Consider the following 21,965-nt stretch of genomic DNA (forward strand, 5'->3'; position numbering starts at 1 on the left):
ATAACAACATTCGCATTCAAACGAAACTAAACAACCAATCACCGATAAACTATCGGCAATTGGCTGTATAAAGGTGTTTTGATCCCTGTCTCAAAAACGGGGGTCAGTCCCTCATGGCAGATGCCTTTTCTTTTAGCTGTTAACCTTCGCAAGGATCGCATTCCATGCTTCATCTTTTCCCTTTTTGGTTTCAGAAGAGAATAAGATGAGTTCATCTGATGGGTCAATGTCGAGCGTCTGTTTGACGACTTTCGCATGTTTTTCCCATTTGCCTTTTGGAATTTTATCCGCCTTTGTCGCAATGATGATCACTGGAACTCCGTAATATTTAAGGAATTCATACATGTTCACATCTTCTGCTGATGGCTTATGACGCAGATCCACAATTTGGACGACTGCTTTTAATTCTTCACGCATCGTAATATACGTTTCGATCATTCTGCCCCAGGCTTCACGCTCTGTCTTTGATACTTTGGCAAAGCCATAGCCTGGAACGTCCACAAAATGGAGCATATCATTAATAATGTAGAAATTAAGCGTTTGAGTCTTACCTGGTTTAGAAGACGTACGCGCTAAATTTTTACGATTAATCAATGAGTTAATGAACGAGGACTTCCCAACATTTGATCGTCCAGCAAGAGCGATTTCAGGCAGTCCCCCGCTTGGGTATTGCTCTGGTTTCACCGCACTAATGACGATATCTGATTTTGTTACTTTCATCTTCCCTCTCCTACTAACGCTTTCTCAAGCACCTCATCTAAATGCGAGACCGGAATAAAGGTTAGTCCTTGTCTCACACTTTCAGGAATATCATCAATATCCTTCTCGTTTTCCTTTGGAAGAATAATGGTTTTCAGCCCTGCGCGATGTGCGCCTAATGCTTTTTCTTTTAATCCGCCAATCGGAAGCACTCTTCCTCTTAACGTAATCTCTCCTGTCATGCCAACCTCTTTTGACACAGGACGTCCTGTGAGTGCTGATACAAGAGCCGTTGCAATGGTAATACCAGCTGATGGCCCGTCCTTTGGAACCGCACCCTCTGGAACATGGATATGAATATCATGCTTTTCATTAAAATGAGGATCGATGTTCAGTTCATCTGCTTTTGAACGGATATAACTGAATGCCGCCTGCGCAGATTCTCTCATGACATCACCGAGCTTACCTGTTAACAAAAGCTTGCCTTTACCCGGCGAGAGTGATACCTCAATGGATAAGGTGTCTCCGCCAACTGTGGTATACGCAAGTCCTGTGACAACACCCACTTGATCTGTCGTTTCAGCCTGACCATAACGGTAAAGTCTTTTTCCGAGATATTCAGATAAGTTCTTTTCCGTCACCGTGATGCGTTTGCGGTCTTCAGCCACAATCGCTCTTGCCGCTTTTCGGCAAACCGCCGCAAGCTGACGCTCTAACCCGCGAACTCCTGCTTCTCTTGTGTAGTAGCGAATCATATCGTAAATCGCTGCTTCACGAAGCTGTAAGTTCCCTTTTTTTAATCCGTGCTCCTTTAGCTGCTTCGGCAGAAGATGATCTTTCACAATCTCTGCTTTTTCAACCTCTGTATACCCTGCAATCGTGATAATCTCCATTCTATCACGAAGTGGACCTGGAATGGTTGCTAAATTGTTGGCAGTGGCGATAAATAACACTTGAGACAAATCAAATGTCTCTTCAATATAGTGATCGCTAAAGTTATGATTTTGCTCTGGATCTAACACTTCAAGCATAGCAGATGACGGGTCCCCTCTAAAGTCAGAGGACATCTTATCAATTTCATCTAAAAGGAACACCGGATTCATGGTGCCTGCCTTACTCATACCACGAATGATACGGCCCGGCATCGCACCTACATATGTTCTTCTATGCCCACGAATCTCAGATTCATCACGTACACCGCCAAGAGAGATACGAATAAACTTTCGATCAAGTGACTTTGCAATGGATTTTGCAAGTGACGTTTTCCCTACTCCAGGAGGTCCTGCCAAGCAAAGAATCGGTCCTTTTAATGAATTTGTCAGCTTCTGTACAGCAAGATATTCAAGCACACGTTCTTTCACTTTTTCCAGCCCATGGTGCTCATCGTCTAAAATTTGGCTTGCAAGCTTTAAGTCTAGACGATCTTCTGTATAGACGCCCCACGGAAGATTGATCAGCCAATCAATATAATTTCGAATCACAGAGCTCTCGGCAGAGCTTGAAGGGATTTTTTCATAGCGGTTCAGTTCTTTTAACGCGGTCTCACGAACAGACTCCGGCATGCCGGACTCTTCGATTTTAGACATTAATGTACTGACTTCACCTGTTTTTCCTTCTTTGTCTCCAAGCTCTTTTTGAATGGCTTTCATTTGTTCACGCAAATAATATTCTTTTTGCGTTCGTTCCATTGAACGTTTGACGCGCTGTCCGATTTTCTTTTCAATCTCCAGCACTTCTTTTTCATTGTGGATCAGGCTGATCACCCGGTTCAGCCGTTTTTTGACATCTACTGTTTCCAGTACTTCTTGCTTGTCTTTTAATTTGAGCGGCAGGTGAGAAGCGACGATATCTGCCATTCTTCCCGGTTCCTCAATATCCGTCACCGTTGCGTATGTTTCAGCTGAGATTTTTTTTGAAATTTTTATGTACTGATCAAAGTGATCTAACAAAGTACGCATGAGTGCTTCTGCTTCTGCGTCCTTTAATTCTTCTTCTGCCAATTCTTTAATATCGACTGACGTATAGTCCTCTAGCTCCACATATGATTCGATCTGTGCTCGATTTAAGCCTTCAACAAGTACACGAATCGTTCCATTTGGCAGCTTCAGCATTTGTTTAATTTTTGTGTAGGTGCCGACTTTGAAAATTTCTTCTTCACCTGGTTCGTCTATTGAAATTTCCCGCTGCGTTGCTAGAAAAATCATATGATCGTTCATCATTGCCTGTTCTAATGCTTGAACAGACTTCTCGCGTCCAACGTCCAAATGCAAGACCATTGTTGGATAAACAAGCAAACCTCGCAATGGAAGGAGCGGAACATTCTTTTTGATTTCATCTGCCATGTTGATTGACACCTCCGTCACTAGTATGAATCATTATAATATACCTGTTTCAGTCTTGTACAATGTAAAAGACCTGAGAAATGATGATCTTATCGTAGTATACCCTTTCTTTTTATCTTGAAAAAGAAAAAAAGACCTATTTCACTAAAAAATCCCCATATGTGATGGGGATTAAACAGATTTTCTTTTCATTTCGCCTTCTAGTCCATCTTTCTTCTCGTCTGGCGGATTCACCAAACACTGATCCAACACCTCTTGGAAGTGCTTCACAGCCACAATGGTAACGCCTTCAATCTCTTTTAAGATCGATTGCTGGTTGTCATAAGGGATAATCACTGTTTTGGCACCAGCTTGTTTGGCTGCCTTAATTTTCGGTATGACACCACCGATCGGCTTCACCTGACCCTGCAATCCAATTTCACCCGTCATGGCGGTTAGATGATCGATCGGGATTTGATGAATGGCTGAGAAAATCGCAGTGGCCATCGCAATCCCAGCAGACGGCCCATCAATGGGGGCACCGCCTGGAAAATTAATATGGATATCATATTCATTTGTGCGTATGCCTAAGTTTCTAAGTACTGTTAATACATTTTCAACCGAGCCTTTGGCCATACTTTTTCGTCTGATGGATTTAGACTGGTTGCCAATGCTTTCCTCTTCTGCAATACCTGTAATGTTCATACTTCCTTTTTCCAGCGCCTTACATATATTCACTTCAATCTCAAGCAGGGCCCCGCTATTCGGTCCATAAACGGCAAGGCCATTTACTACCCCCACTTTTGGCTTTTCCGATACTTTTTGTTCATATCTTGGCGTTAACTGGCTTGAATGAATGACCCATTCTACATCAGCTATCGTGATGTCTTTTCGGTTTTCAGTGATAGCCATACCAGCTGCGATCTGTACCATATTGACCGCTTCACGTCCATTTTTCACATAGGAGGTTAACAGGTTTATCCCTTCTTCACTTAATTCCTTTTGAATTTTTTGGACAGCCTTGGCAGCGACGATTTTCAGCTCATGCTGATCAAGGTCTTTAAAGAATATTTCCAAACATCTTGATCTAATCGCTGGTGGAATTTCGTCCGGCGTTCTTGTGGTCGCACCAATCAATCTAAAATCAGCCGGCAGCCCATTTTGGAAAATATCATGAATGTGATTTGGGATTTGGGTATTTTCTTCACTGTAGTAGGCACTGTCTAGAAATACTTTCCGATCCTCAAGCACTTTGAGCATTTTGTTCATTTGAATTGGATGCAGTTCACCAATCTCATCTATAAACAGAACCCCGCCATGAGCATGCGTGACTGCTCCTTGTTTCGGCTGCGGAATGCCTGCTTGTCCCATTGCCCCTGCCCCTTGGTAAATCGGGTCATGCACGGAGCCAATTAAGGGGTCTGCAATGCCTCGTTCATCGAATCTCGCTGTTGTGGCATCAAGCTCTACAAACACCGCATCTTTCTTAAACGGAGAATCAGCGTGACGCTTCGCTTCTTCCATGACTAGACGGGCAGCGGCTGTTTTTCCAACACCCGGCGGTCCGTAGACGATGACATGCTGAGGGTTAGGTCCGCATAGTGCCGCTTTTAGTGCACGAATGCCGTCTTCCTGCCCTACAATATCTTGAAACCCCTTTGGCCGGACTCTCTCTGATAAAGGTTCACTCAATTTGATCGATCGCATCTTTCTGAGTGCTTCCATTTCTTTCTTTGATTCTTTGTCTATCGTCACCTTTTGTGTGCGCTGATTTCGCAGTAAGTTCCAAAAGTACAGCCCGATGACGATACCAAAGAACAGCTGTATGAATAGTACGATTCCTGTCCAGCTCAATCGGTGCTCCCTCCTTCATCTATCGTATGTATTGGTTTCTGTCTGCTAGTATTTCCTAGAGCTGGACGGAATAAACACGTCTTCCACGATAAATAAAAAACTCCTGAATCAAAAAGATTCAGGAGTGATTACTTCTCTTATGCAGATGTTTTTGTATCTTTATTAACGACTGTGCCGTCCTTTAACACAAGACGCGGTGGTTCAGCATCGGCAACCGTTGCACCAGTGATGACACATTTTTCAATATCATCACGAGATGGAAGGTCAAACATCACATCAAGCATGATGCCTTCAATGATTGAGCGAAGACCACGAGCTCCTGTTTTACGCTCAATTGCTTTCTTCGCAATTTCGCTAAGAGCATCTTCTTCAAACTCAAGCTCTACATCGTCTAGCTCAAGCATTTTTGTATACTGCTTGACTAGCGCATTTTTAGGCTTCGTCAAGATTTCTACAAGTGCTTTTTCATCTAACGGCTCTAAGCTTGCAATAACCGGTAGACGACCGATGAATTCTGGGATTAAACCGAAGCGAAGCAAGTCTTCCGGCAGTACTTTTGATAGAAGGACTTCTTTTTCAAGGTCTTCGATTTTATTTTCCGCACCGAATCCAATGACTTTTTGACCTAGGCGGCGTTTGATGATTTGCTCAATGCCGTCAAAGGCTCCACCACAAATGAAGAGGATATTTGTCGTATCAATTTGAATGAATTCTTGATGAGGGTGCTTACGTCCACCTTGAGGCGGTACGCTAGCAACTGTTCCTTCAAGAATTTTCAAAAGGGCTTGCTGTACACCTTCCCCAGATACATCACGAGTGATAGAAGGGTTTTCTGATTTTCTTGCTACTTTATCGATCTCATCGATGTAGATAATGCCTTTTTCCGCTTTTTCTACATCATAATCCGCTGCTTGGATCAGCTTTAGTAAAATATTCTCTACGTCTTCACCAACATAACCTGCTTCAGTTAATGATGTTGCATCTGCAATCGCAAATGGAACATTTAAAATACGAGCAAGCGTTTGAGCAAGTAATGTTTTACCGCTTCCTGTTGGTCCAATCATAGAAATATTACTTTTCGAAAGTTCAACATCATCAATCTTGCTGTTGGAATTGATCCGTTTATAGTGGTTATAGACCGCTACAGCTAAGGATTTCTTCGCATTCTCTTGTCCGATGACATATTCATCAAGAATTTCCCGAATTTCATGAGGCTTCGGAACATCCTTGAATTCAACTTCTTCCTCAGTACCGAGCTCTTCTTCAACTATTTCCGTGCAAAGCTCGATACATTCATCACATATATATACGCCAGGTCCTGCGACCAGTTTACGCACTTGATCTTGCGTTTTTCCGCAAAACGAGCATTTTAATTGACCTTTTTCCTCGTTGAATTTAAACATTCTTTCACCCCTTATTCTTCTTCACTTGCCTGTAGCTAACAGTCAGCTACCTTTCTGGGTCCAGTATGTATGCATTTTACCATACTTTCCTAAAAGACGGTAATGATGTGTTTCTAACACTGCACATTGAGATATGTATAACAGAAAGATGCGACTTACACTATCGTTTCCAAAAGAAGCGATGATAAGTCAAAAATTGTACAAAACAAGGCACGAGTCACTCGCGCCCTGTTTTATTATTATGCACCATATTAACGGTTTTCTACAAGAAAATCAATTGCTTTGCGAACTTTTAGATCTTCTTTCATTGCGTCAGTAGATCCAATCGCTTGTTTGATATTTTCAACTGGCATGTTGTATGCTTCAGCCATTTTTGAAAGTTCTTCTTCCACTTCTTCGTCAGACACTTGTAAGTCTTCTGCAGCAGCAATTGCTTCAAGTGTGAGGTTAGATTTCACGCGTTTAGCAGCATCTTCTTTCATTTGCTCTTTCAGCGCATCTTCATCTTGACCAGAGAATTGGAAGTAAAGCTCAAGGTTCATCCCTTGCATTTGAAGACGTTGTTCGAATTCTTTCATCATGCGGTCTAGCTCTGTGTCAACCATCGCTTGTGGGATGTCAACTTCCGCATTTTCAGAAGCTTTCGCTACTAGCTCTTCACGAAGTTTTCCTTCTGCTTCGTTTTCTTTTGCTTCTTCAAGACGTTTCTTTGTTTTTTCAGTTAATTCAGCAAGAGTTTCTACTTCTTCATCAACATCTTTAGCGAACTCATCGTCAAGTGCTGGAAGTTCTTTTGCTTTAATTTCATGAATGTTCACTTTGAATACAGCTGGTTTACCTGCAAGGTCTTCAGCATGGTATTCTTCTGGGAATGTCACTTCTACGTCTTTTTCAGCGCCAGCTTCAAGACCAACTAATTGCTCTTCGAAACCAGGGATGAATGAACCAGAACCTATTTCAAGAGAGTAGTTCTCAGCTTTTCCGCCTTCGAATGCTTCTCCATCAACGAATCCTTCGAAATCAAGAACAACTGTATCGCCGTTTTCGATTGCGCCTTCTTCTTTGACAACAAGCTCAGCTTGACGATTTTGCAGTGCTTTTAGCTCTTCTTGTACATCTTCATCAGTGACAGTTGTATCGTCTTTTTCTACGTTAAGACCTTTGTAGTCACCAAGTTTCACTTCAGGCTTCACTGTTACTTTTGCAGTGAAGATTAAGCTTTCGCCTTTTTCGATTTTCTCAACATCGATTTCAGGGCGGTCAACTGGCTCGATACCAGCTTCGTCGATTGCTTTTGGATATTCAACTGGAAGAAGAATATCTAATGCATCTTGATAAAGAGATTCTACACCAAAACGCTGCTCGAAAAGACCACGTGGTACTTTCCCTTTACGGAATCCAGGGATAGATACTTGCTTGACAACTTTCTTAAATGCATCATCAAGTGCTTTGTTAAATGTTTCAGCGTCAACTTCTACAGTTAAGACACCTTCGTTACCTTCTTGTTTTTCCCATTTTACTGACATGTGTGTTTCCCTCCAAAAATCTATTCAGATTGTGCGTTGTTACATTCTAAAGCATCATAAAGACTTCGTCCAATCAAAAACCACGCACTCTGCTAAAGAAGCGGTATTATGTATACAACATTTGACTTGATTATACATATCGTCTTTCAACCGTTGGAATCTTACAACTGCACTATATATGCACAAATACAACCATTATATTATAACATAACAAGTCCGTCTTTCAACTAAATCGACAAATTACAAATAAGAAATTTCTTCAATATCTTTCAGCATTGTGCAAGCTTCTCTCAGCTCTCGTTCATTAAATTCATACAATAGATGCAATTCTTCGAGGTCAATCTCGATTCCATGCATTTCATAGCCGACTTTATGAAGTGCCGCTGCCCAAAGATTCGGATCTGTGTATTTAGGAAGAAATGGGTAAAGCACAAATAAGTGCCGGCGCCATAACTCCTCCACGCCTTGATAAAGGGTTGGGTTCTCATTGCCGAGCGTGTCATCGAGCATACGCAGGACTTGCTGAAGAAGCGGCATCTGCTCTGGCTTTACAGCCTCAGAAGGAACAAGTGTTAAAGAATCACCGAATTTCGTCACATGAACCGGCTTTGCCACATCATGATCTGACAGAAGCTGCAGGATCAATGATTTGACCAAAGGGTTTCCATCCGGTTTTTGTAAGATCGTATTTAATAGACCCATATGCGGTGTAATATTCCGGTCTTTCAGCGAATGGATGAACTGTACCAGCTCTTCTGGCCGCTCCAGCATATCATCTATATTGATATCACCGCTATCACTCTCGTCTTCGTCTAAGATCTCTTCAGGCGATTCAATCATCTTTCTGCTAAATTCGAGCAGCTTGTAAAAATGCTCCGCGCTTTCTGCTGGAAGGTGGTTCTCCTCGAGTACAGCCTCAATCGTCTGTTTGACTTCCTCGTATTCTTTCAGCTGAATTAAGATGGTCATATACACTTGAAGCACGGTGAAATAGTGTCCATACCCTTCATTTAACATCTTTTCACAAACACGCTTTGCATCCTGCAGCTCACCCAGCTCAAGAAAACAAATCGCCATGCCGAGGTGAATATCGGATTCTTCATCGTCATCATAAAATTTCGCTTCTGAAAATAACTGAAGCGCTTCTTGATACTGCTTATCTTTTAATGCTGCCATTCCTTTTTCAATCAGTCTTTCTTTCAGACCAGGAAACAAAATGACATTATCTTTCTTCTTGTCATGTTTCATGCTTACGTTCCTTTCGGGCGCATATTTTTTATCAGTTTACCAACGAAGGTTAGTAAACACAAGTAACGAGAGGTTTTCATGCAAAAAAGAAGCCGTCACACCTCGGGCGGACGGCTTCTCGTTGTTTATGCACGCAGCCAGCTGCTGCGCTTTTCTTCAAAGGCCTGAATGTCATCTTCTAATAATAACGTTAATGAGATCTCATCATAGCCATTCAGGAGCATTTCTCTCCAGTGAGGGTCTACTTCAAAAGGGGTCATATTCCCTTCATGGTCTTGAATCTGCTGTTTTTCCAGATCAACCGTCATCTCATACCCTTTGTACTCATATGATGCTGCAAATGTTTTCCACACATCATAATCAAGACGAATCGGAAGCATCCCATTTTTAAAGCAGTTTTGATGGAAAATATCTGCAAATGATGGCGCGATGACAATTTTGAAACCATAATCATCAAGTGCCCAAGGTGCATGTTCCCTAGATGATCCGCAGCCGAAGTTTTCTCCTGCGATCAAAATGGATGCTCCTTCATAGATTGGCTGATTCAGCTCAAAATCAGGATTGGGGCTGCCATCGGCTAAATACCGCCAGTCAAAAAAGGCAAACCGGCCATATCCTGTTCGTTCAATTCTTTTCAAAAATTGCTTCGGAATAATTTGATCTGTATCTACATTTATACGGTTAAGCACAGCGGCTTTCCCTTTATGAGTGACTAAAGGCTCCATCTATGACAACTCCTTACACGACTGTTTTCTCTTGATTAAACTTCCTGACATCGACAAATCGGCCATGTATTGCAGCCATTGCAGCCATTGCCGGGCTGACAAGATGCGTTCTTGCACCCTTCCCTTGACGCCCCTCAAAGTTACGGTTTGACGTGGACGCGCAGCGTTCGCCTTCTGGCACCACATCATTATTCATACTGAGGCACATACTGCAGCCAGATTCTCTCCATTCAAAGCCTGCTTCAAGGAAAATTTCATGAAGACCTTCTTCTTCTGCTTGCAGTTTAACACTTTGAGAGCCAGGCACCACAATCGCTCTGACATGATCAGCTACTTTTTGTCCTTCAATCATAGAAGCTGCTTGGCGTAAATCAGTCATTCGTGAATTCGTACATGAGCCGATAAAGACATGCTCGATCGTAATGTCTTCAATACGCTGATGCGGATGAACACCCATGTACTCGTAAGCTCGGAGCGCTTCTTTTTGATCATCTTCTTGTGCAAAATCCTCAGGTCCCGGGATCGATGCATCCACAGGCAGCACCATCCCTGGGTTAATTCCCCACGTGACCATTGGTGAAATCTCATTTCCATCTAAAACAATGGTTTTATCATAAGTTGCACCCGGATCTGTTCTTAGTTCTTTCCATTCTTTAATGGCTGCTTCGAAGTCTTCGCCCTGCGGTGCATATTTGCGTCCGCGGCAATATTCAAAGGTCACTTCGTCAGGTGCAATCAATCCTGCTCTTGCGCCTGCTTCAATCGACATATTACAAACGGTCATCCGCTCATCCATCGTCATGTTTCTGAATACTTCCCCAGTGTATTCAATGACATAACCTGAACCGAACTTCACGCCGTGTGCACCAATGACTGCCAAAATGACATCTTTGGCTGTTACCCCTTTTTGAAGCTTTCCGTCTACTCGAATTTCTAAAGTTTTCGGACGCTGCTGCCAAAGTGTTTGTGTGGAAAGCACATGTTCAACCTCACTTGTACCGATCCCAAAGGCAAGTGCGCCAAACGCGCCGTGAGTTGATGTATGACTATCTCCACAAACGATTGTTTTCCCCGGAAGTGTCAAACCAAGCTCTGGTCCAACGACGTGGACAATTCCTTGGTCTACACTGTGAAGGTCAGCTAGACGGACACCAAATTCAGCACAGTTGCGCTCTAGAGCACTCACCTGCTTTTTAGCAATCTCATCTTTGATCACAAATCGATTCACAGTCGGGATGTTGTGATCCATCGTCGCAAACGTGTTTTGAGGTCTTCTCACCTTGCGCCCTTTTTGTCTTAATCCTTCAAATGCTTGAGGTGATGTCACTTCATGCACCAAGTGCAGATCAATATATAAAAGGTCTGGTTTTCCCTCGCCGCTTTTGACAACATGCTGATCCCATATTTTTTCAATGATTGTTCGAGGCATAACCCTTTTCCTCCCTCTACCTAATTCAACAAGATTTCTATTTATACAATTGTTTTCGTACGTTGTTTCAGTGCGTCTACAACTGCTGTGGTGATATCGTCAGTCGTTTGATATGTTCCCTCTTTTGCCGCTAAATCCTTTGTGCGTTTGCCAGAGGCAAGAACAGCTTCCACGGCTTCTTCTATTGCAGCCGCTTCATCTTCTAATGCAAAGGATGTTCTAAGCAAGCTGGCTGCTGACAAAATGGTTGCCAGAGGGTTTGCGACGTTTTGCCCCGCAATATCGGGTGCTGAACCATGAATCGGCTCATATAAATGGAGGCCTGTGCTTGATAGACTAGCAGATGGCAGCATACCGAGTGAACCAGTAATCATAGAAGCCTCGTCACTTAAAATGTCGCCAAACATATTCTCTGTCACAATGACATCAAATTGAGCGGGCTTATAAATAAGCTGCATGGCGGCATTATCAACGAGCATGTGCTCATATGCGACTTCTGGATATTGGGATGCAACTTCTTCTGCCGCATCCCGCCATAGTTTACTAGACGCAAGAACATTCGCTTTATCTACAGACGTCACTTTTTTCCGTCTCGTTAAGGCCATGTCGAACGCTTCTTTTAATACACGGACAATCTCTTCCTTTGTATAAAGGAGTGTATCAACAGCAGCTTCTTTTCCTTCATCATCCGTATAGCGCTCGCTTGGTTCACCAAAATATAAGCCGCCTGTTAATTCACGAACGATGACGAAATCTACTCCGCTAATATGATCTTGTTTTAACGGCGACGCCTCGCTTAAGCTATCGAACACTTTGACAGGACGGATGTTTGCAAATAAGTCCAGCTGTTTACGAATGGCGAGCAAGCCTTTTTCCGGGCGAAGTTCTGGCGGGTTTTGATCCCACTTTGGTCCGCCAACTGCTCCTAATAAAATCGCATCTGCGCTTTTGCACACATCTACTGTTTTCTGTGGGAGCGGGTTGTTTTTTTCATCTATCGCTATACCGCCAATGAGCGCAGTTTCGAATTCGAATTCGTGTTGAAATTGAGCCGCTGTTTCTTGCAGGACAGCGACTGCTGATGCTACGACTTCCGGTCCGATTCCATCGCCGGGCAAAAGTGCAATTTTCTTTTTCATGAGGACCTTCCTCCTTTCCTATGAGATCGCGTGATGTTTCTCAATTTCAAACAAATTTGATTTAAAGATTAAATGCCTGTTCACTGCATTGACGTAAGCTTTAGCCGATGCTTCCAGTACATCTTGCGCCACACCGCGGCCTGCTGTTTCTTTTCCTTCTATTGAAACAGTGACATATACTTCTGCTAGCGCGTCTCTGCCTTTTCCATTTGATTGAATACGGTAGTCTAGCAAATGAATTCTTTCCTCCATACAGCGCTCAAGCGTGTTGTACACAGCTTCTACACTGCCTGCACCTGTAGCTGCTTCTTGAATGACTTCCTGCGTTTCTTGATTTTTAAGAGAAACCGTTGCTGTTGGCATTTGTTCTGTACCATAATGTACTTGAAGGCTTTCAAATTCGTAGCCAATTTTTCGGTCTGCTACTTTTTCTTCTAATATAATAGAAATCAAATCATCATCTGTGATTTCTTTCTTCTTCTCTGTTAAGTTCTTGAATGTTTCGAAGAACTTATTGATTTCTTCTTCAGTTAGCTTAAAGCCTAGTGTTTTCAAGCGGTCTTTAAACGCATGTCTTCCGGAGTGTTTTCCAAGGACAAGCACATCTGTTGTGACACCTACAAGCTCTGGAGAAATAATTTCATAGGTTGTTTTTTCTTTGAGGAAACCATCCTGGTGAATACCTGATTCATGTGCAAAAGCATTGTTGCCAACGACTGCTTTATTGCGCGGCACAATCATTCCAGAGTATTTGCTCACTACATCACTTGTACGCTTAATTTCATTCAATTGAATTGTTGATTCGACCTGATAAAAGTCTTTTCGAATATGAAGAGCCACTGCAATTTCTTCTAAAGCGGCGTTCCCTGCGCGCTCTCCGATACCGTTGACTGCTGTTTCAATTTGATCTGCTCCATTTTCGATTGCTGCAAGTGAGTTTGCCACAGCCATGCCAAGGTCATCATGACAGTGTGCCGATAAATTCACGCGGTCGATATTTGGAACGTGTTCCTTCATATATTTAAAGATATTTCCGTACTCTTTTGGCGCTAGGTATCCAACTGTATCAGGTAAGTTAATCACACTTGCCCCAGCGTCAATGACTTTCTCTACAATTTCTGCTAAGAAAGCAAGATCTGTACGGCACGCATCTTCTGCTGACCACTGGACAACTGGGAAGCGTTCTTTTGCGTATTTCACCATTGAAACAGCCTGTTCTACAACTTCCTCACGTGTTTTCTTTAGTTTATGCTTCAGGTGAATGTCAGAAGTCGCAATAAAGACGTGAATTCTTGGTTGAGCCCCATCTTTTAATGCTTCCCATGCAGCATCAATATCACCTTTCACACAACGTGCAAGCCCTGCAACTGAACAGTTTTTGATTGTTCTTGCAATTTCTTGTACACCTAAGAAATCCCCTCGGGATGAAGCGGGAAAACCCGCTTCAATGATATTAACCCCAAGGCGCTCAAGCTGCTTTGCAATGATTAGCTTTTCTTGTGCATTTAAGTTCACTCCTGGTGATTGCTCTCCATCTCGAAGTGTTGTGTCAAAAAAATTAATTTTCCGCACCGACGCTCACCGCTTCCTTTTTCTTTCCTTGTTTGACGAAAGGCATCATTTCACGAAGCTTTCTTCCAACGATTTCAATTTGGTGCTCACTTTCACTTTCATTGATGGCATTGAAACGTGGACGATTCACTTGGTTTTCAACAATCCATTCTTTTGCAAATGTTCCGTTTTGGATGTCAGTCAAGACTGCTTTCATTGATTCTTTTACTTTTGCATCAACAACGCGCGGTCCTGATACGAAGTCACCCCATTGTGCTGTATCAGAGATTGAATATCTCATGCCTTCTAGTCCTTCTTCATACATAAGGTCAACGATCAGTTTTAGTTCATGCAGACACTCGAAGTATGCAAGCTCTGGCTGATAACCAGCTTCTGTTAACGTTTCGAACCCTGCTTTCACTAGTGAAGTAAGACCTCCACAAAGAACTGCTTGCTCACCGAATAGGTCCGTTTCCGTTTCTTCTTTAAAAGTCGTTTCAAGAACGCCCGCTCTTGCTCCGCCAATTGCCTTCGCATAAGCAAGTGCTTTGTCTTTCGCTTGACCAGATACATCTTGATAGATGGCAAATAGTGCAGGTACACCAGCGCCTTGCTCATACGTTCTTCTCACAAGATGCCCTGGACCTTTTGGTGCCACAAGATACACATCTACGTCACTTGGAGGAACAATTTGATGGAAATGGACGTTAAATCCATGTGCGAATACAAGTGAGTTGCCAGCTTCTAATTGATCTTTGATTTCTTCGTCATATACTTTCTTTTGCTGTTCGTCTGGAAGTAATACCATCACCACATCTGCTTGTGCTGCTGCTTCTTTTACTGTGAACACTTGATGGCCGTCTTCTTGAGCTTTTGTATAAGAACCACCTTTTCTCACACCGACAATCACGTCTACGCCGCTTTCTTTTAAGTTCAGTGCGTGTGCATGACCTTGTGAACCGTAACCAATGATGGCAACCTTTTGACCATTTAATACGTTTTCTTGAATATCACCGTTATAATATACTTTTACCATTTGACTCTCTCCTTTTGTTTAGACAATTGAAATTGTTTTATTTGATTGCGGCTTTTGCTGATTATCTCTCGCAAAGGCCGTGGTGCCAGTTCTGGCGACTTCTTTAATGCCGTATGGCTTAAGTAATTCAATGAGTGCTTCAATTTTTGAAGACTCACCTGTCACCTGAATGACGACACTCTCTCTGCTCACATCTACAATAGAAGCTCTAAACGGTTCAATGACCCCTGTGATCTCCATTCTAGATGATGGTGCAGATACGACTTTTATCAAAGCCAGCTCTCGCTGAACGATTGATTGGTTTGTAATGTCTGTTACTTTGAGGACATCAATTTGTTTGTTCAGCTGTTTTGTCAGCTGTTCGATGTCTTTCTCTTGGTCTACATGGACGACGAACGTGATGCGTGATACATCTTGAATCTCAGAATGGCCGACCGTAATGCTTTCAATGTTGTAGTGTCTTTTTGTAAAAAGGCCAGTGATTCGGTTCAGTACGCCTGATCGATTTAATACAGTCAACACAATAATTCTTTTCAAGGTTTCACCCCCACCATCTCATGAAGTCCTTTCCCCGGTGCAACCATCGGGAATACTTTTTCATCTCTCGCTACATTGACATCGATGAAAACAGGCTCTCTAGAGATTAGCGCTTCTTCAAGCTGCTTTTTCGCCTCTTCGTCTGATGAGATTCTGATTCCTTTAATGCCATAAGCTTCTGATAATTTGACGAAGTCCGGCTGCTCTGAAAATTTAGAATATGAGTAGCGTTCTTCGTAGAAAATCTCTTGCCATTGTCTTACCATTCCAAGGCTGTGATTATTCAGAACAATCACTTTGACTGGAAGGTTCAGCTCACGGATAACGGCAAGTTCTTGCAGGGTCATTTGGAAACCCCCGTCTCCTAAAATGGCCACAACGGTTGCCTCTTGATCAGCTAGCTGCGCACCAATGGCTGCCGGTAATCCGAAGCCCATTGTGCCAAGCCCGCCAGATGTTACCCATTTATCTGCATTTTCAAATGGGTAGAACTGAGCAGCCCACATTTGATGCTGCCCGACATCTGTTGCCACAATGGCTTCACCTTTTGTAAATTGATGAATATATTCAATCAGCTTTTGAGGCTTAAAGCCTTCTTCTTCGTTTTCGACGTACCAGAGCGGATATTCTTCCTTCCACTCATCTAATTGGCTCTTCCACTCGTCTGCTTCCCCTTGCTTCCCGTCCTGCTTGATCAGCTCTTCAAGCACTAGCTTACTGTCTCCAACAACCGGGATATGGGTGTGAATGTTCTTGCCAATTTCTGCTGGGTCAATGTCAATATGAGCTACCTTCGCATGTTTGGCAAAATGATTGAGGTTGCCTGTTACTCTGTCATCAAATCTAGCTCCAATTGAAATGAGCAAGTCACATTGATGAAGGGCCATGTTCGCTGCATATGTGCCATGCATGCCAGCCATCCCAAGGAAAAGAGGATGCTTTGCCGGGAACCCGCCAAGTCCAAGCAGCGTATGAGCGACCGGAATTTGCTGCTGCTCTACATACTGCCTTAATTCTTCCGACGCTTTCCCATGAAGAACGCCAGCTCCTGCTAGAATGACTGGTTTCTTCGCTCTGCTTACAGCTTCTACTAATTTGCGGATTTGCAAATAGTTCGGCTCGATTTTCGGCTGATAACCAGGTAAATCAATGGGCTGATCATATTCAAACGTTCCTTCAATGCCCGCGACATCTTTTGGGATATCAATCAAGACTGGACCAGGTCTGCCTGTTGTTGCGATGTGGAACGCCTCTTTAATGACACCTGGCAACTCTTCTGGACGTCTTACTTGGTAGCTGTGCTTTGTGATTGGCATTGTGATGCCGAGCACATCCGCTTCTTGGAAAGCATCCGAGCCAATGACTGAGGTTGCCACCTGCCCTGTGAATACAACAAGAGGAAGTGAATCAATCATCGCATCTGCAATTCCTGTGACAAGGTTTGTCGCGCCAGGTCCTGACGTTGCAATGACAACGCCTGGTTTACCAGATACTCTTGCGTACCCTTCTGCTGCGTGAATGGCCCCTTGCTCATGCCTTGGCAGGACATGGAATAAACCAGAATCGTAAATTTTATCGTAAATCGGTAAAACCGCTCCGCCTGGATATCCGAAAATGACTTCTACTTTTTCTCTTTTGAGTGCTTCAATTAACATGAGTGCACCGTTCATCGTTTGTGGTGCTTTTGACTTTTCCGTCTCCATTTGTACATTTGTCCCCATTTGATTTCCTCCTCTTTGTCTTGCTTCAGTCAAGTCCTTTCATCCTTTTCTATTCAAGATAGAGATTTGAGACCATATAAAAAAGCCCTCTCACCCCACAATGACACTACTTTTCACTAGGTCAAAGGGGCGAAAAAGCTTTGTTTTTCGCGGTACCACCCTTGTTCACGGCAAATCATTCTGCCGTCTCATGGACATCTTTCATCCATTTTGGTAACGAGTGAAGCAATGTCACTCGGTCTGCCCTACTATCATTTCAAGCAGACACTCAGAGGTGAGTTCACTTTAGAAAGTAACACCGGTTTCCAGCTAGCACCGGCTCTCTGTAGATACTGACTCTAAAGCTACTAGTCCTCTTCAACGTTTATCGATATCTATTTAGCTTGCGTGAATGTTTTCATCTGTAAAGATTACTTTTTCTCCTTCTTCAACCACTCGTTTGCGGAATTGTTCAAGAAGTTTATTTGTGTGGAACCCTGGTTTTCCTTCACCGATTGTTCGGCCGTCAACCTTTACAACGGCAATGACTTCGGCAGCGGTTCCTGTCAGAAAGACTTCTTCTGCTGTATACACATCATGTCTTGTGAATGGTTCTTCTTTCACTTCGTAGCCTAAGTCTTCTGCGATCTCCATGATGGCGTTTCGTGTTATGCCTTCAAGAGCGCCGATATAGCCTGGCGGTGTATAAAGCTTGCCTTTTTTATAAATAAACACGTTGTCCGCAGAACCTTCCGCCACGTACCCTTGATCGTTCAGCATCAGCGCTTCGCTCACACCGGCCATATGGGCTTCAATTCGGACAAGAATGTTATTCAAATAGTTTAATGATTTCACTTTTGGACTAAGTACATCTGGACGATTTCGTCTCGTCGGTACCGTCACAATATCAATACCTGTTTCATATAGGTGCTTTGGAAAGATGGCCAGCGGCTCTACAATGATCACTGTGTTGGCTCTCCCGCAGTTGTTAGGATCTAAACCAAGATCACCCGCACCTCTTGAGACAACAAGGCGGATATAGGCATCCTTTAGGCCGTTCCTTTCAACTGTATGAATCATTTTTTCAGTGAGTTCCTCAAGTGAATATGGAATGTTCAGCATAATGGATCTGGCGGAATCATACAGGCGATCTAAATGTTCTTTCATTCGAAAGATATTTCCGTTATACACGCGTATTCCTTCGAAAACACCGTCACCATATAAGAAGCCATGATCATAAACTGAAATTTTCGCATCCTCTTTTTTCACGAGTTCATCGTTTAAAAAGATCCACTGTTCCTTTTGGTCTTCCATTTTCAGTGAGCACCCTCTCTTTCAAACAAAAAGTAGTTGAATTTTCAGACATTTTATATTGAAGTGTCTGACGCTTGCTCAGCGTGTTTGTTTAGCTTTTGTTGAACCCATCTTACGCCGCTTTCCATACAGTGTCAACAGCATTTTTAAAATTATTAGACAATTTAGACTAATCAAAACAAAATGTATACGCTTACACCTTTGCTAGACAAGGAATGAAAAAACTTAAAATTTTTTGTATTTTTTCTTCAATTTATTTACTTTACACGAACGGTTTTGATTTGAACAAACTTTTGTGATATTTTTTACCATTCTTTTTGATGAACGTTGTCAGATTTCATCACTTTCGTTTTTTCCTTCGGTATGCCTTTCTAAAGCGTTTTCCTATGAATTTATGATAGAATGAGAGCATCTTATAGAAGGAGGGCAATACATGGCTAACATCAGAGGTTATATCGGAACGTATACAAAGGGAGACAGTAAAGGTATCTATTCCTTTACATTAAATACGGACAAGCAGCAGATTGAACAAGTAGAAGTCGCTGCTGAGCTCGAAAATCCTACATATTTAACCGTGTCAGAGGATCAAAAGTTTGTGTACGCTGTGGTGAAAAAAGGATCGCAGGGCGGTCTTGCTGCGTATCAAATTGATGCTACAACAGGCAAACTTAGTTTCATCAACCAAGAGCTTGCCGATGGCGCTTCTCCTTGTCACGTCAGCGTTGACAGTCAAACGAAAACGGCTTTTACAGCGAACTATCATAAAGGAACAGCAGAGATGTATGAAATCGATGCTGAAAATGGCTCAGTGATCAGCACGCTATCACAGGCGCAGCATGAAGGAACTGGACCAAACGAAGACCGTCAGGAAAAACCGCACACTCACTTTATGGGGCTTACACCAGATGAAACATATGCAGTGGCTGTTGACCTTGGAACGGATGGTATTTATACGTATACGAGAGAAGGCGGCAAGCTGGAGCTCACGCATACATGTGAAACAAAACCAGGCAGCGGGCCTCGTCACATCACTTTCCACCCAACGCAGCCAGTGGCATATGTGATGACAGAGCTAAGCTCAGAGATCATTGTTCTTCGTTACTTTCAAGATGGTCATTTTGAAGAAGTCCAAACGATTGCGACCATTCCAAGCGACTTTACAGAGAACAATCAAGGCAGCGCCATTCATGTCTCTTCAGACGGTCAATTTGTTTATGCGGGAAATCGTGGACATGACAGCATTGCGGTTTTTAAAACAGACGCTGAAGGCCAATTAAGTCTTGTCGAGATTGCTTCATCTGAAGGAAACTGGCCTAGAGACTTTGTGCTTGATCCAACAGAAGAATTCCTCGTCGGATCAAACCAAGAATCTAGCAACCTTGTATTATATAAACGCGACAAGGAAACAGGACGACTCACTGTCTTACAATCAGACATTACCGTCCCTGATCCAGTTTGCGTGAAATTTTTAGGATAATGAAAAAAGCCTCCGTGTGTGGAGACTTCAGATTGTTGACAAAGGGCTAAAATTGATTTTAGCCCTTTGCTTTCTTTTCAGCGTACAGACGGCATACTGCCATCCTCAAGCTTTTGATCTATTAAAGACGTATCGGATTTTTCACCAAACCATTTTGCCAGCCTGTCTTTCGCTTTTCCTTTTACATCGTCATCAATGTACATCGCGACTTGAAGGAGAGCAAATGTAATCGCGCCTAAATCATCTGTGTACCCGACACCAATCAAAGTATCAGGTATCAGGTCAATAGGAAGGATAAAGTATCCGAGCGCTCCAATGATAAGCGTCTTCGCTTTCACAGGTACTTCGGGTTTTTGCAATGTATAGTAAAGTAATAGCACAGCATAGACAAGAGAGACCCCAGCTTTTTGTGCCGTCTTTTTTAACTTTTCCCAAAAGGCGTGATCATTAAAATGCTTCTTCGAACGCTTTAATAGTTCCTTTTTCTCAGAACGATTCATCATATCGCCTCCATATTCAGCATATCCCTTTCACCTTAGTTATACAAGATATCCGCCCATTCGACAAACAAAAAGCAGCAGAAAGCCGCTGCATTCTACTGCTCTTTGTAAAACTTTTCGATCGCCTTATCGATATACACCCATCCTTTATAAGACACATGAATCGTATCTTTAAAGAAATAGGGATCATACTCATGTGAAGTCAAATCTGCGACTTCATACCCGTTATCTCGAATTTGACGATTGATTTTTTCATAATACTCTGTACGTCCCTCTTTAGGGAAACCGGTGTAATCATACCATTTTCCGTTTACAGGAATCGTCACAAACAAAGGTTTTGCCCCTGCCTGTTTTAAAATATCCAGCATGAGCTGAAAATCTTTGTATTCTGGTGATTCCGCATAAGAGTTGTCTTCACGGGAATCCTTCATCTTTTTCATGATCCGTTTTAGCTTACGGTCAAACAGTTTCTGATTAATATAAAACGGGTTGTCCCCTGCTTTTTTCGCACCTAGTACGCTCGCTTCTTTTTCAAGCTCAGTCCAAGTTTTTCCTTTGACTGAAGGAGATGGATGAAGCTTGCGCTTATGCCCCGATCCAATCGTATAGTAGATGTCTTTCTTTTGAAGCATGCCATAATACATTTTCGCAATTGGCGAAATTGCGCCAAAAGCAAATTTGTTCCCAGAAAGCTCTGCTTTAAAAAGCTCTGTGATGACCATGTCGTTCTTCACTGCTTTAAACGTCATGATTCTCTTCATCAGCTCTTTTTTCACAGCAGGATCAATGTCTTTATTATAGGCTAGATCAAGTGCTTGAAGCGCTGAATAGTTAGGTGCAAAGTGATTCTCATCAGATCCCCTTTTCACAAACCACTGCGGGGACACGATAAATACGAGCTTTTTCCCTTTTAATTCATCCATGTGCGCTGCGAAGTTCATCGCATGAATTAATGATTGCGATCCACCTTTTCCAACAAGGTAAGGTGTGAACCCTTGAGGATTCTCATGAAAGAAATTCGAAGGGTGATATGGATCAAAACGTGATAGTTCAGAAGATCCATAGATCGGCAAATAAGTTGGATCTTTTAGCATTTCATCTTGTAAATAAAGCCCTTGAAACATCCCTGGATCTAATTCTGTAGCTGACTTTTGTAATTTGTCTTTTGGGATCAGATGTGAGAGCCATGCATTTGGTACAAGAAGAACACCAATGAATAGAACAGCCGCTAAAATAAGCGGCCCAAAAAAACGCTTTTTCATTACTTCATCTCTGCCAGCTGCTCAGCAATGTGGTTCGGTGTATCCCACACATCACGATCGAACTCTGTAATCGGAACAGTAATTCCCAGCTGACTTTCAATCGCCATAAGCAGTTCTACTGTACCAAATGAATCAAGAAGACCTTCTTCAAAAATCGCAATCTCTGGATTTTCTTTCACAACGTCGTCCTGACAAACCTCTGCAATAATACTGTATACTTGATTTTTAAATTCCATAATTTTCT

Annotated in this window: 18 protein-coding genes and 1 other annotated feature; of the genes, 1 reads left to right on the top strand and 17 read right to left on the bottom strand. The window is 42.6% G+C overall.

The window, feature by feature from the left end; all coding sequences use genetic code 11:
* Positions 1–132: 132 nt before the first annotated feature.
* The 14 genes from yihA to ilvE all read right to left on the bottom strand — a co-directional run bounded on the left by yihA (position 133) and on the right by ilvE (position 18,482).
* Positions 133–720 (bottom strand): ribosome biogenesis GTP-binding protein YihA/YsxC, encoded by a 588-nt coding sequence (gene yihA, locus ACSLGF_RS06950; protein WP_456003779.1) that lies wholly within the window; start codon positions 718–720, stop codon positions 133–135.
* Positions 717–3,041 (bottom strand): endopeptidase La, encoded by a 2,325-nt coding sequence (gene lon, locus ACSLGF_RS06955; RefSeq protein ID WP_456003782.1) that lies wholly within the window; start codon positions 3,039–3,041, stop codon positions 717–719. Before lon ends, yihA begins: the two co-directional genes overlap by 4 nt.
* 171 nt (positions 3,042–3,212) lie before the next feature.
* On the bottom strand, positions 3,213–4,874 hold the full coding sequence (gene lonB, locus ACSLGF_RS06960) for an ATP-dependent protease LonB (RefSeq protein ID WP_456003785.1): 1,662 nt from the start codon (positions 4,872–4,874) through the stop codon (positions 3,213–3,215).
* 137 nt (positions 4,875–5,011) lie between these two features.
* Positions 5,012–6,277, bottom strand: coding sequence for an ATP-dependent protease ATP-binding subunit ClpX (gene clpX / locus ACSLGF_RS06965; protein WP_456003788.1), 1,266 nt, complete (start codon positions 6,275–6,277; stop codon positions 5,012–5,014).
* Positions 6,278–6,528: 251 nt separating this feature from the next.
* A complete protein-coding gene (tig, locus tag ACSLGF_RS06970) occupies positions 6,529–7,803 on the bottom strand; it encodes a trigger factor (protein ID WP_456003791.1) in 1,275 nt (424 codons plus the stop codon).
* 240 nt (positions 7,804–8,043) lie between these two features.
* Positions 8,044–9,051, bottom strand: a complete 1,008-nt coding sequence (gene ddcA, locus ACSLGF_RS06975; RefSeq protein ID WP_456003794.1) for a DNA damage checkpoint antagonist DdcA — start codon at positions 9,049–9,051, stop codon at positions 8,044–8,046.
* A gap of 125 nt (positions 9,052–9,176) precedes the next feature.
* Positions 9,177–9,776, bottom strand: coding sequence for a 3-isopropylmalate dehydratase small subunit (leuD, locus tag ACSLGF_RS06980; protein ID WP_456003797.1), 600 nt, complete (start codon positions 9,774–9,776; stop codon positions 9,177–9,179).
* Between the two features lie 13 nt (positions 9,777–9,789).
* Complete coding sequence (gene leuC, locus ACSLGF_RS06985; protein WP_456003800.1) at positions 9,790–11,205, bottom strand: 3-isopropylmalate dehydratase large subunit; 1,416 nt, start codon at positions 11,203–11,205, stop codon at positions 9,790–9,792.
* A 41-nt stretch (positions 11,206–11,246) separates the two neighbouring features.
* On the bottom strand, positions 11,247–12,344 hold the full coding sequence (gene leuB / locus ACSLGF_RS06990) for a 3-isopropylmalate dehydrogenase (RefSeq protein WP_456003802.1): 1,098 nt from the start codon (positions 12,342–12,344) through the stop codon (positions 11,247–11,249).
* Between the two features lie 18 nt (positions 12,345–12,362).
* Positions 12,363–13,916 (bottom strand): 2-isopropylmalate synthase, encoded by a 1,554-nt coding sequence (locus ACSLGF_RS06995; RefSeq protein ID WP_099726961.1) that lies wholly within the window; start codon positions 13,914–13,916, stop codon positions 12,363–12,365.
* Positions 13,903–14,931, bottom strand: a complete 1,029-nt coding sequence (ilvC, locus tag ACSLGF_RS07000; RefSeq protein ID WP_099726960.1) for a ketol-acid reductoisomerase — start codon at positions 14,929–14,931, stop codon at positions 13,903–13,905. The genes ACSLGF_RS06995 and ilvC overlap by 14 nt, the downstream gene beginning before the upstream one ends.
* 18 nt (positions 14,932–14,949) lie before the next feature.
* Positions 14,950–15,468 carry an acetolactate synthase small subunit gene (gene ilvN, locus ACSLGF_RS07005; RefSeq protein ID WP_034321175.1) on the bottom strand — a complete coding sequence of 173 codons (519 nt, stop codon included), beginning with the start codon at positions 15,466–15,468 and terminating at the stop codon, positions 14,950–14,952.
* Positions 15,465–17,189, bottom strand: coding sequence for an acetolactate synthase large subunit (ilvB, locus tag ACSLGF_RS07010; RefSeq protein ID WP_456003806.1), 1,725 nt, complete (start codon positions 17,187–17,189; stop codon positions 15,465–15,467). Before ilvB ends, ilvN begins: the two co-directional genes overlap by 4 nt.
* A gap of 122 nt (positions 17,190–17,311) precedes the next feature.
* Positions 17,312–17,559 (bottom strand) — a binding site (T-box leader).
* A gap of 8 nt (positions 17,560–17,567) precedes the next feature.
* On the bottom strand, positions 17,568–18,482 hold the full coding sequence (gene ilvE, locus ACSLGF_RS07015; RefSeq protein ID WP_099726958.1) for a branched-chain-amino-acid transaminase: 915 nt from the start codon (positions 18,480–18,482) through the stop codon (positions 17,568–17,570).
* A gap of 433 nt (positions 18,483–18,915) precedes the next feature.
* Here ilvE and ACSLGF_RS07020 point away from each other — a divergent pair, with 433 nt between their 5' ends.
* The gene (locus ACSLGF_RS07020) at positions 18,916–19,959 is read left to right on the top strand and encodes a lactonase family protein (protein ID WP_456003808.1); all 1,044 of its coding nucleotides are present in this window, start codon (positions 18,916–18,918) and stop codon (positions 19,957–19,959) included.
* Between the two features lie 77 nt (positions 19,960–20,036).
* On the opposite strand, the gene ACSLGF_RS07025 is transcribed toward ACSLGF_RS07020, so the two are convergent.
* The 3 genes from ACSLGF_RS07025 to dltC form a co-directional block, all read right to left on the bottom strand.
* Positions 20,037–20,459, bottom strand: a complete 423-nt coding sequence (locus ACSLGF_RS07025) for a YkvA family protein (protein WP_456003810.1) — start codon at positions 20,457–20,459, stop codon at positions 20,037–20,039.
* Positions 20,460–20,554: 95 nt separating this feature from the next.
* Positions 20,555–21,721, bottom strand: coding sequence for a D-alanyl-lipoteichoic acid biosynthesis protein DltD (dltD, locus tag ACSLGF_RS07030; protein WP_456003812.1), 1,167 nt, complete (start codon positions 21,719–21,721; stop codon positions 20,555–20,557).
* Positions 21,721–21,957, bottom strand: a complete 237-nt coding sequence (gene dltC / locus ACSLGF_RS07035) for a D-alanine--poly(phosphoribitol) ligase subunit 2 (protein ID WP_456003814.1) — start codon at positions 21,955–21,957, stop codon at positions 21,721–21,723. Before dltC ends, dltD begins: the two co-directional genes overlap by 1 nt.
* Positions 21,958–21,965 lie beyond the last annotated feature (8 nt).

This window comes from Bacillus sp. A015 (genome assembly GCF_053851875.1).

What these genes read in the sequence shown, in the direction of transcription:
- yihA (WP_456003779.1), bottom strand. Translation starts at nt 720, where the DNA reads ATGAAAGTAACAAAATCAGATATCGTCATTAGTGCGGTGAAACCAGAG.
- lon (WP_456003782.1), bottom strand. Translation starts at nt 3,041, where the DNA reads ATGGCAGATGAAATCAAAAAGAATGTTCCGCTCCTTCCATTGCGAGGT.
- clpX (WP_456003788.1), bottom strand. Translation starts at nt 6,277, where the DNA reads ATGTTTAAATTCAACGAGGAAAAAGGTCAATTAAAATGCTCGTTTTGC.
- tig (WP_456003791.1), bottom strand. Translation starts at nt 7,803, where the DNA reads ATGTCAGTAAAATGGGAAAAACAAGAAGGTAACGAAGGTGTCTTAACT.
- ddcA (WP_456003794.1), bottom strand. Translation starts at nt 9,051, where the DNA reads ATGAAACATGACAAGAAGAAAGATAATGTCATTTTGTTTCCTGGTCTG.
- leuD (WP_456003797.1), bottom strand. Translation starts at nt 9,776, where the DNA reads ATGGAGCCTTTAGTCACTCATAAAGGGAAAGCCGCTGTGCTTAACCGT.
- leuC (WP_456003800.1), bottom strand. Translation starts at nt 11,205, where the DNA reads ATGCCTCGAACAATCATTGAAAAAATATGGGATCAGCATGTTGTCAAA.
- leuB (WP_456003802.1), bottom strand. Translation starts at nt 12,344, where the DNA reads ATGAAAAAGAAAATTGCACTTTTGCCCGGCGATGGAATCGGACCGGAA.
- ilvC (WP_099726960.1), bottom strand. Translation starts at nt 14,931, where the DNA reads ATGGTAAAAGTATATTATAACGGTGATATTCAAGAAAACGTATTAAAT.
- ilvB (WP_456003806.1), bottom strand. Translation starts at nt 17,189, where the DNA reads ATGGGGACAAATGTACAAATGGAGACGGAAAAGTCAAAAGCACCACAA.
- ilvE (WP_099726958.1), bottom strand. Translation starts at nt 18,482, where the DNA reads ATGGAAGACCAAAAGGAACAGTGGATCTTTTTAAACGATGAACTCGTG.
- ACSLGF_RS07020 (WP_456003808.1), top strand. Translation starts at nt 18,916, where the DNA reads ATGGCTAACATCAGAGGTTATATCGGAACGTATACAAAGGGAGACAGT.
- ACSLGF_RS07025 (WP_456003810.1), bottom strand. Translation starts at nt 20,459, where the DNA reads ATGAATCGTTCTGAGAAAAAGGAACTATTAAAGCGTTCGAAGAAGCAT.
- dltD (WP_456003812.1), bottom strand. Translation starts at nt 21,721, where the DNA reads ATGAAAAAGCGTTTTTTTGGGCCGCTTATTTTAGCGGCTGTTCTATTC.
- dltC (WP_456003814.1), bottom strand. Translation starts at nt 21,957, where the DNA reads ATGGAATTTAAAAATCAAGTATACAGTATTATTGCAGAGGTTTGTCAG.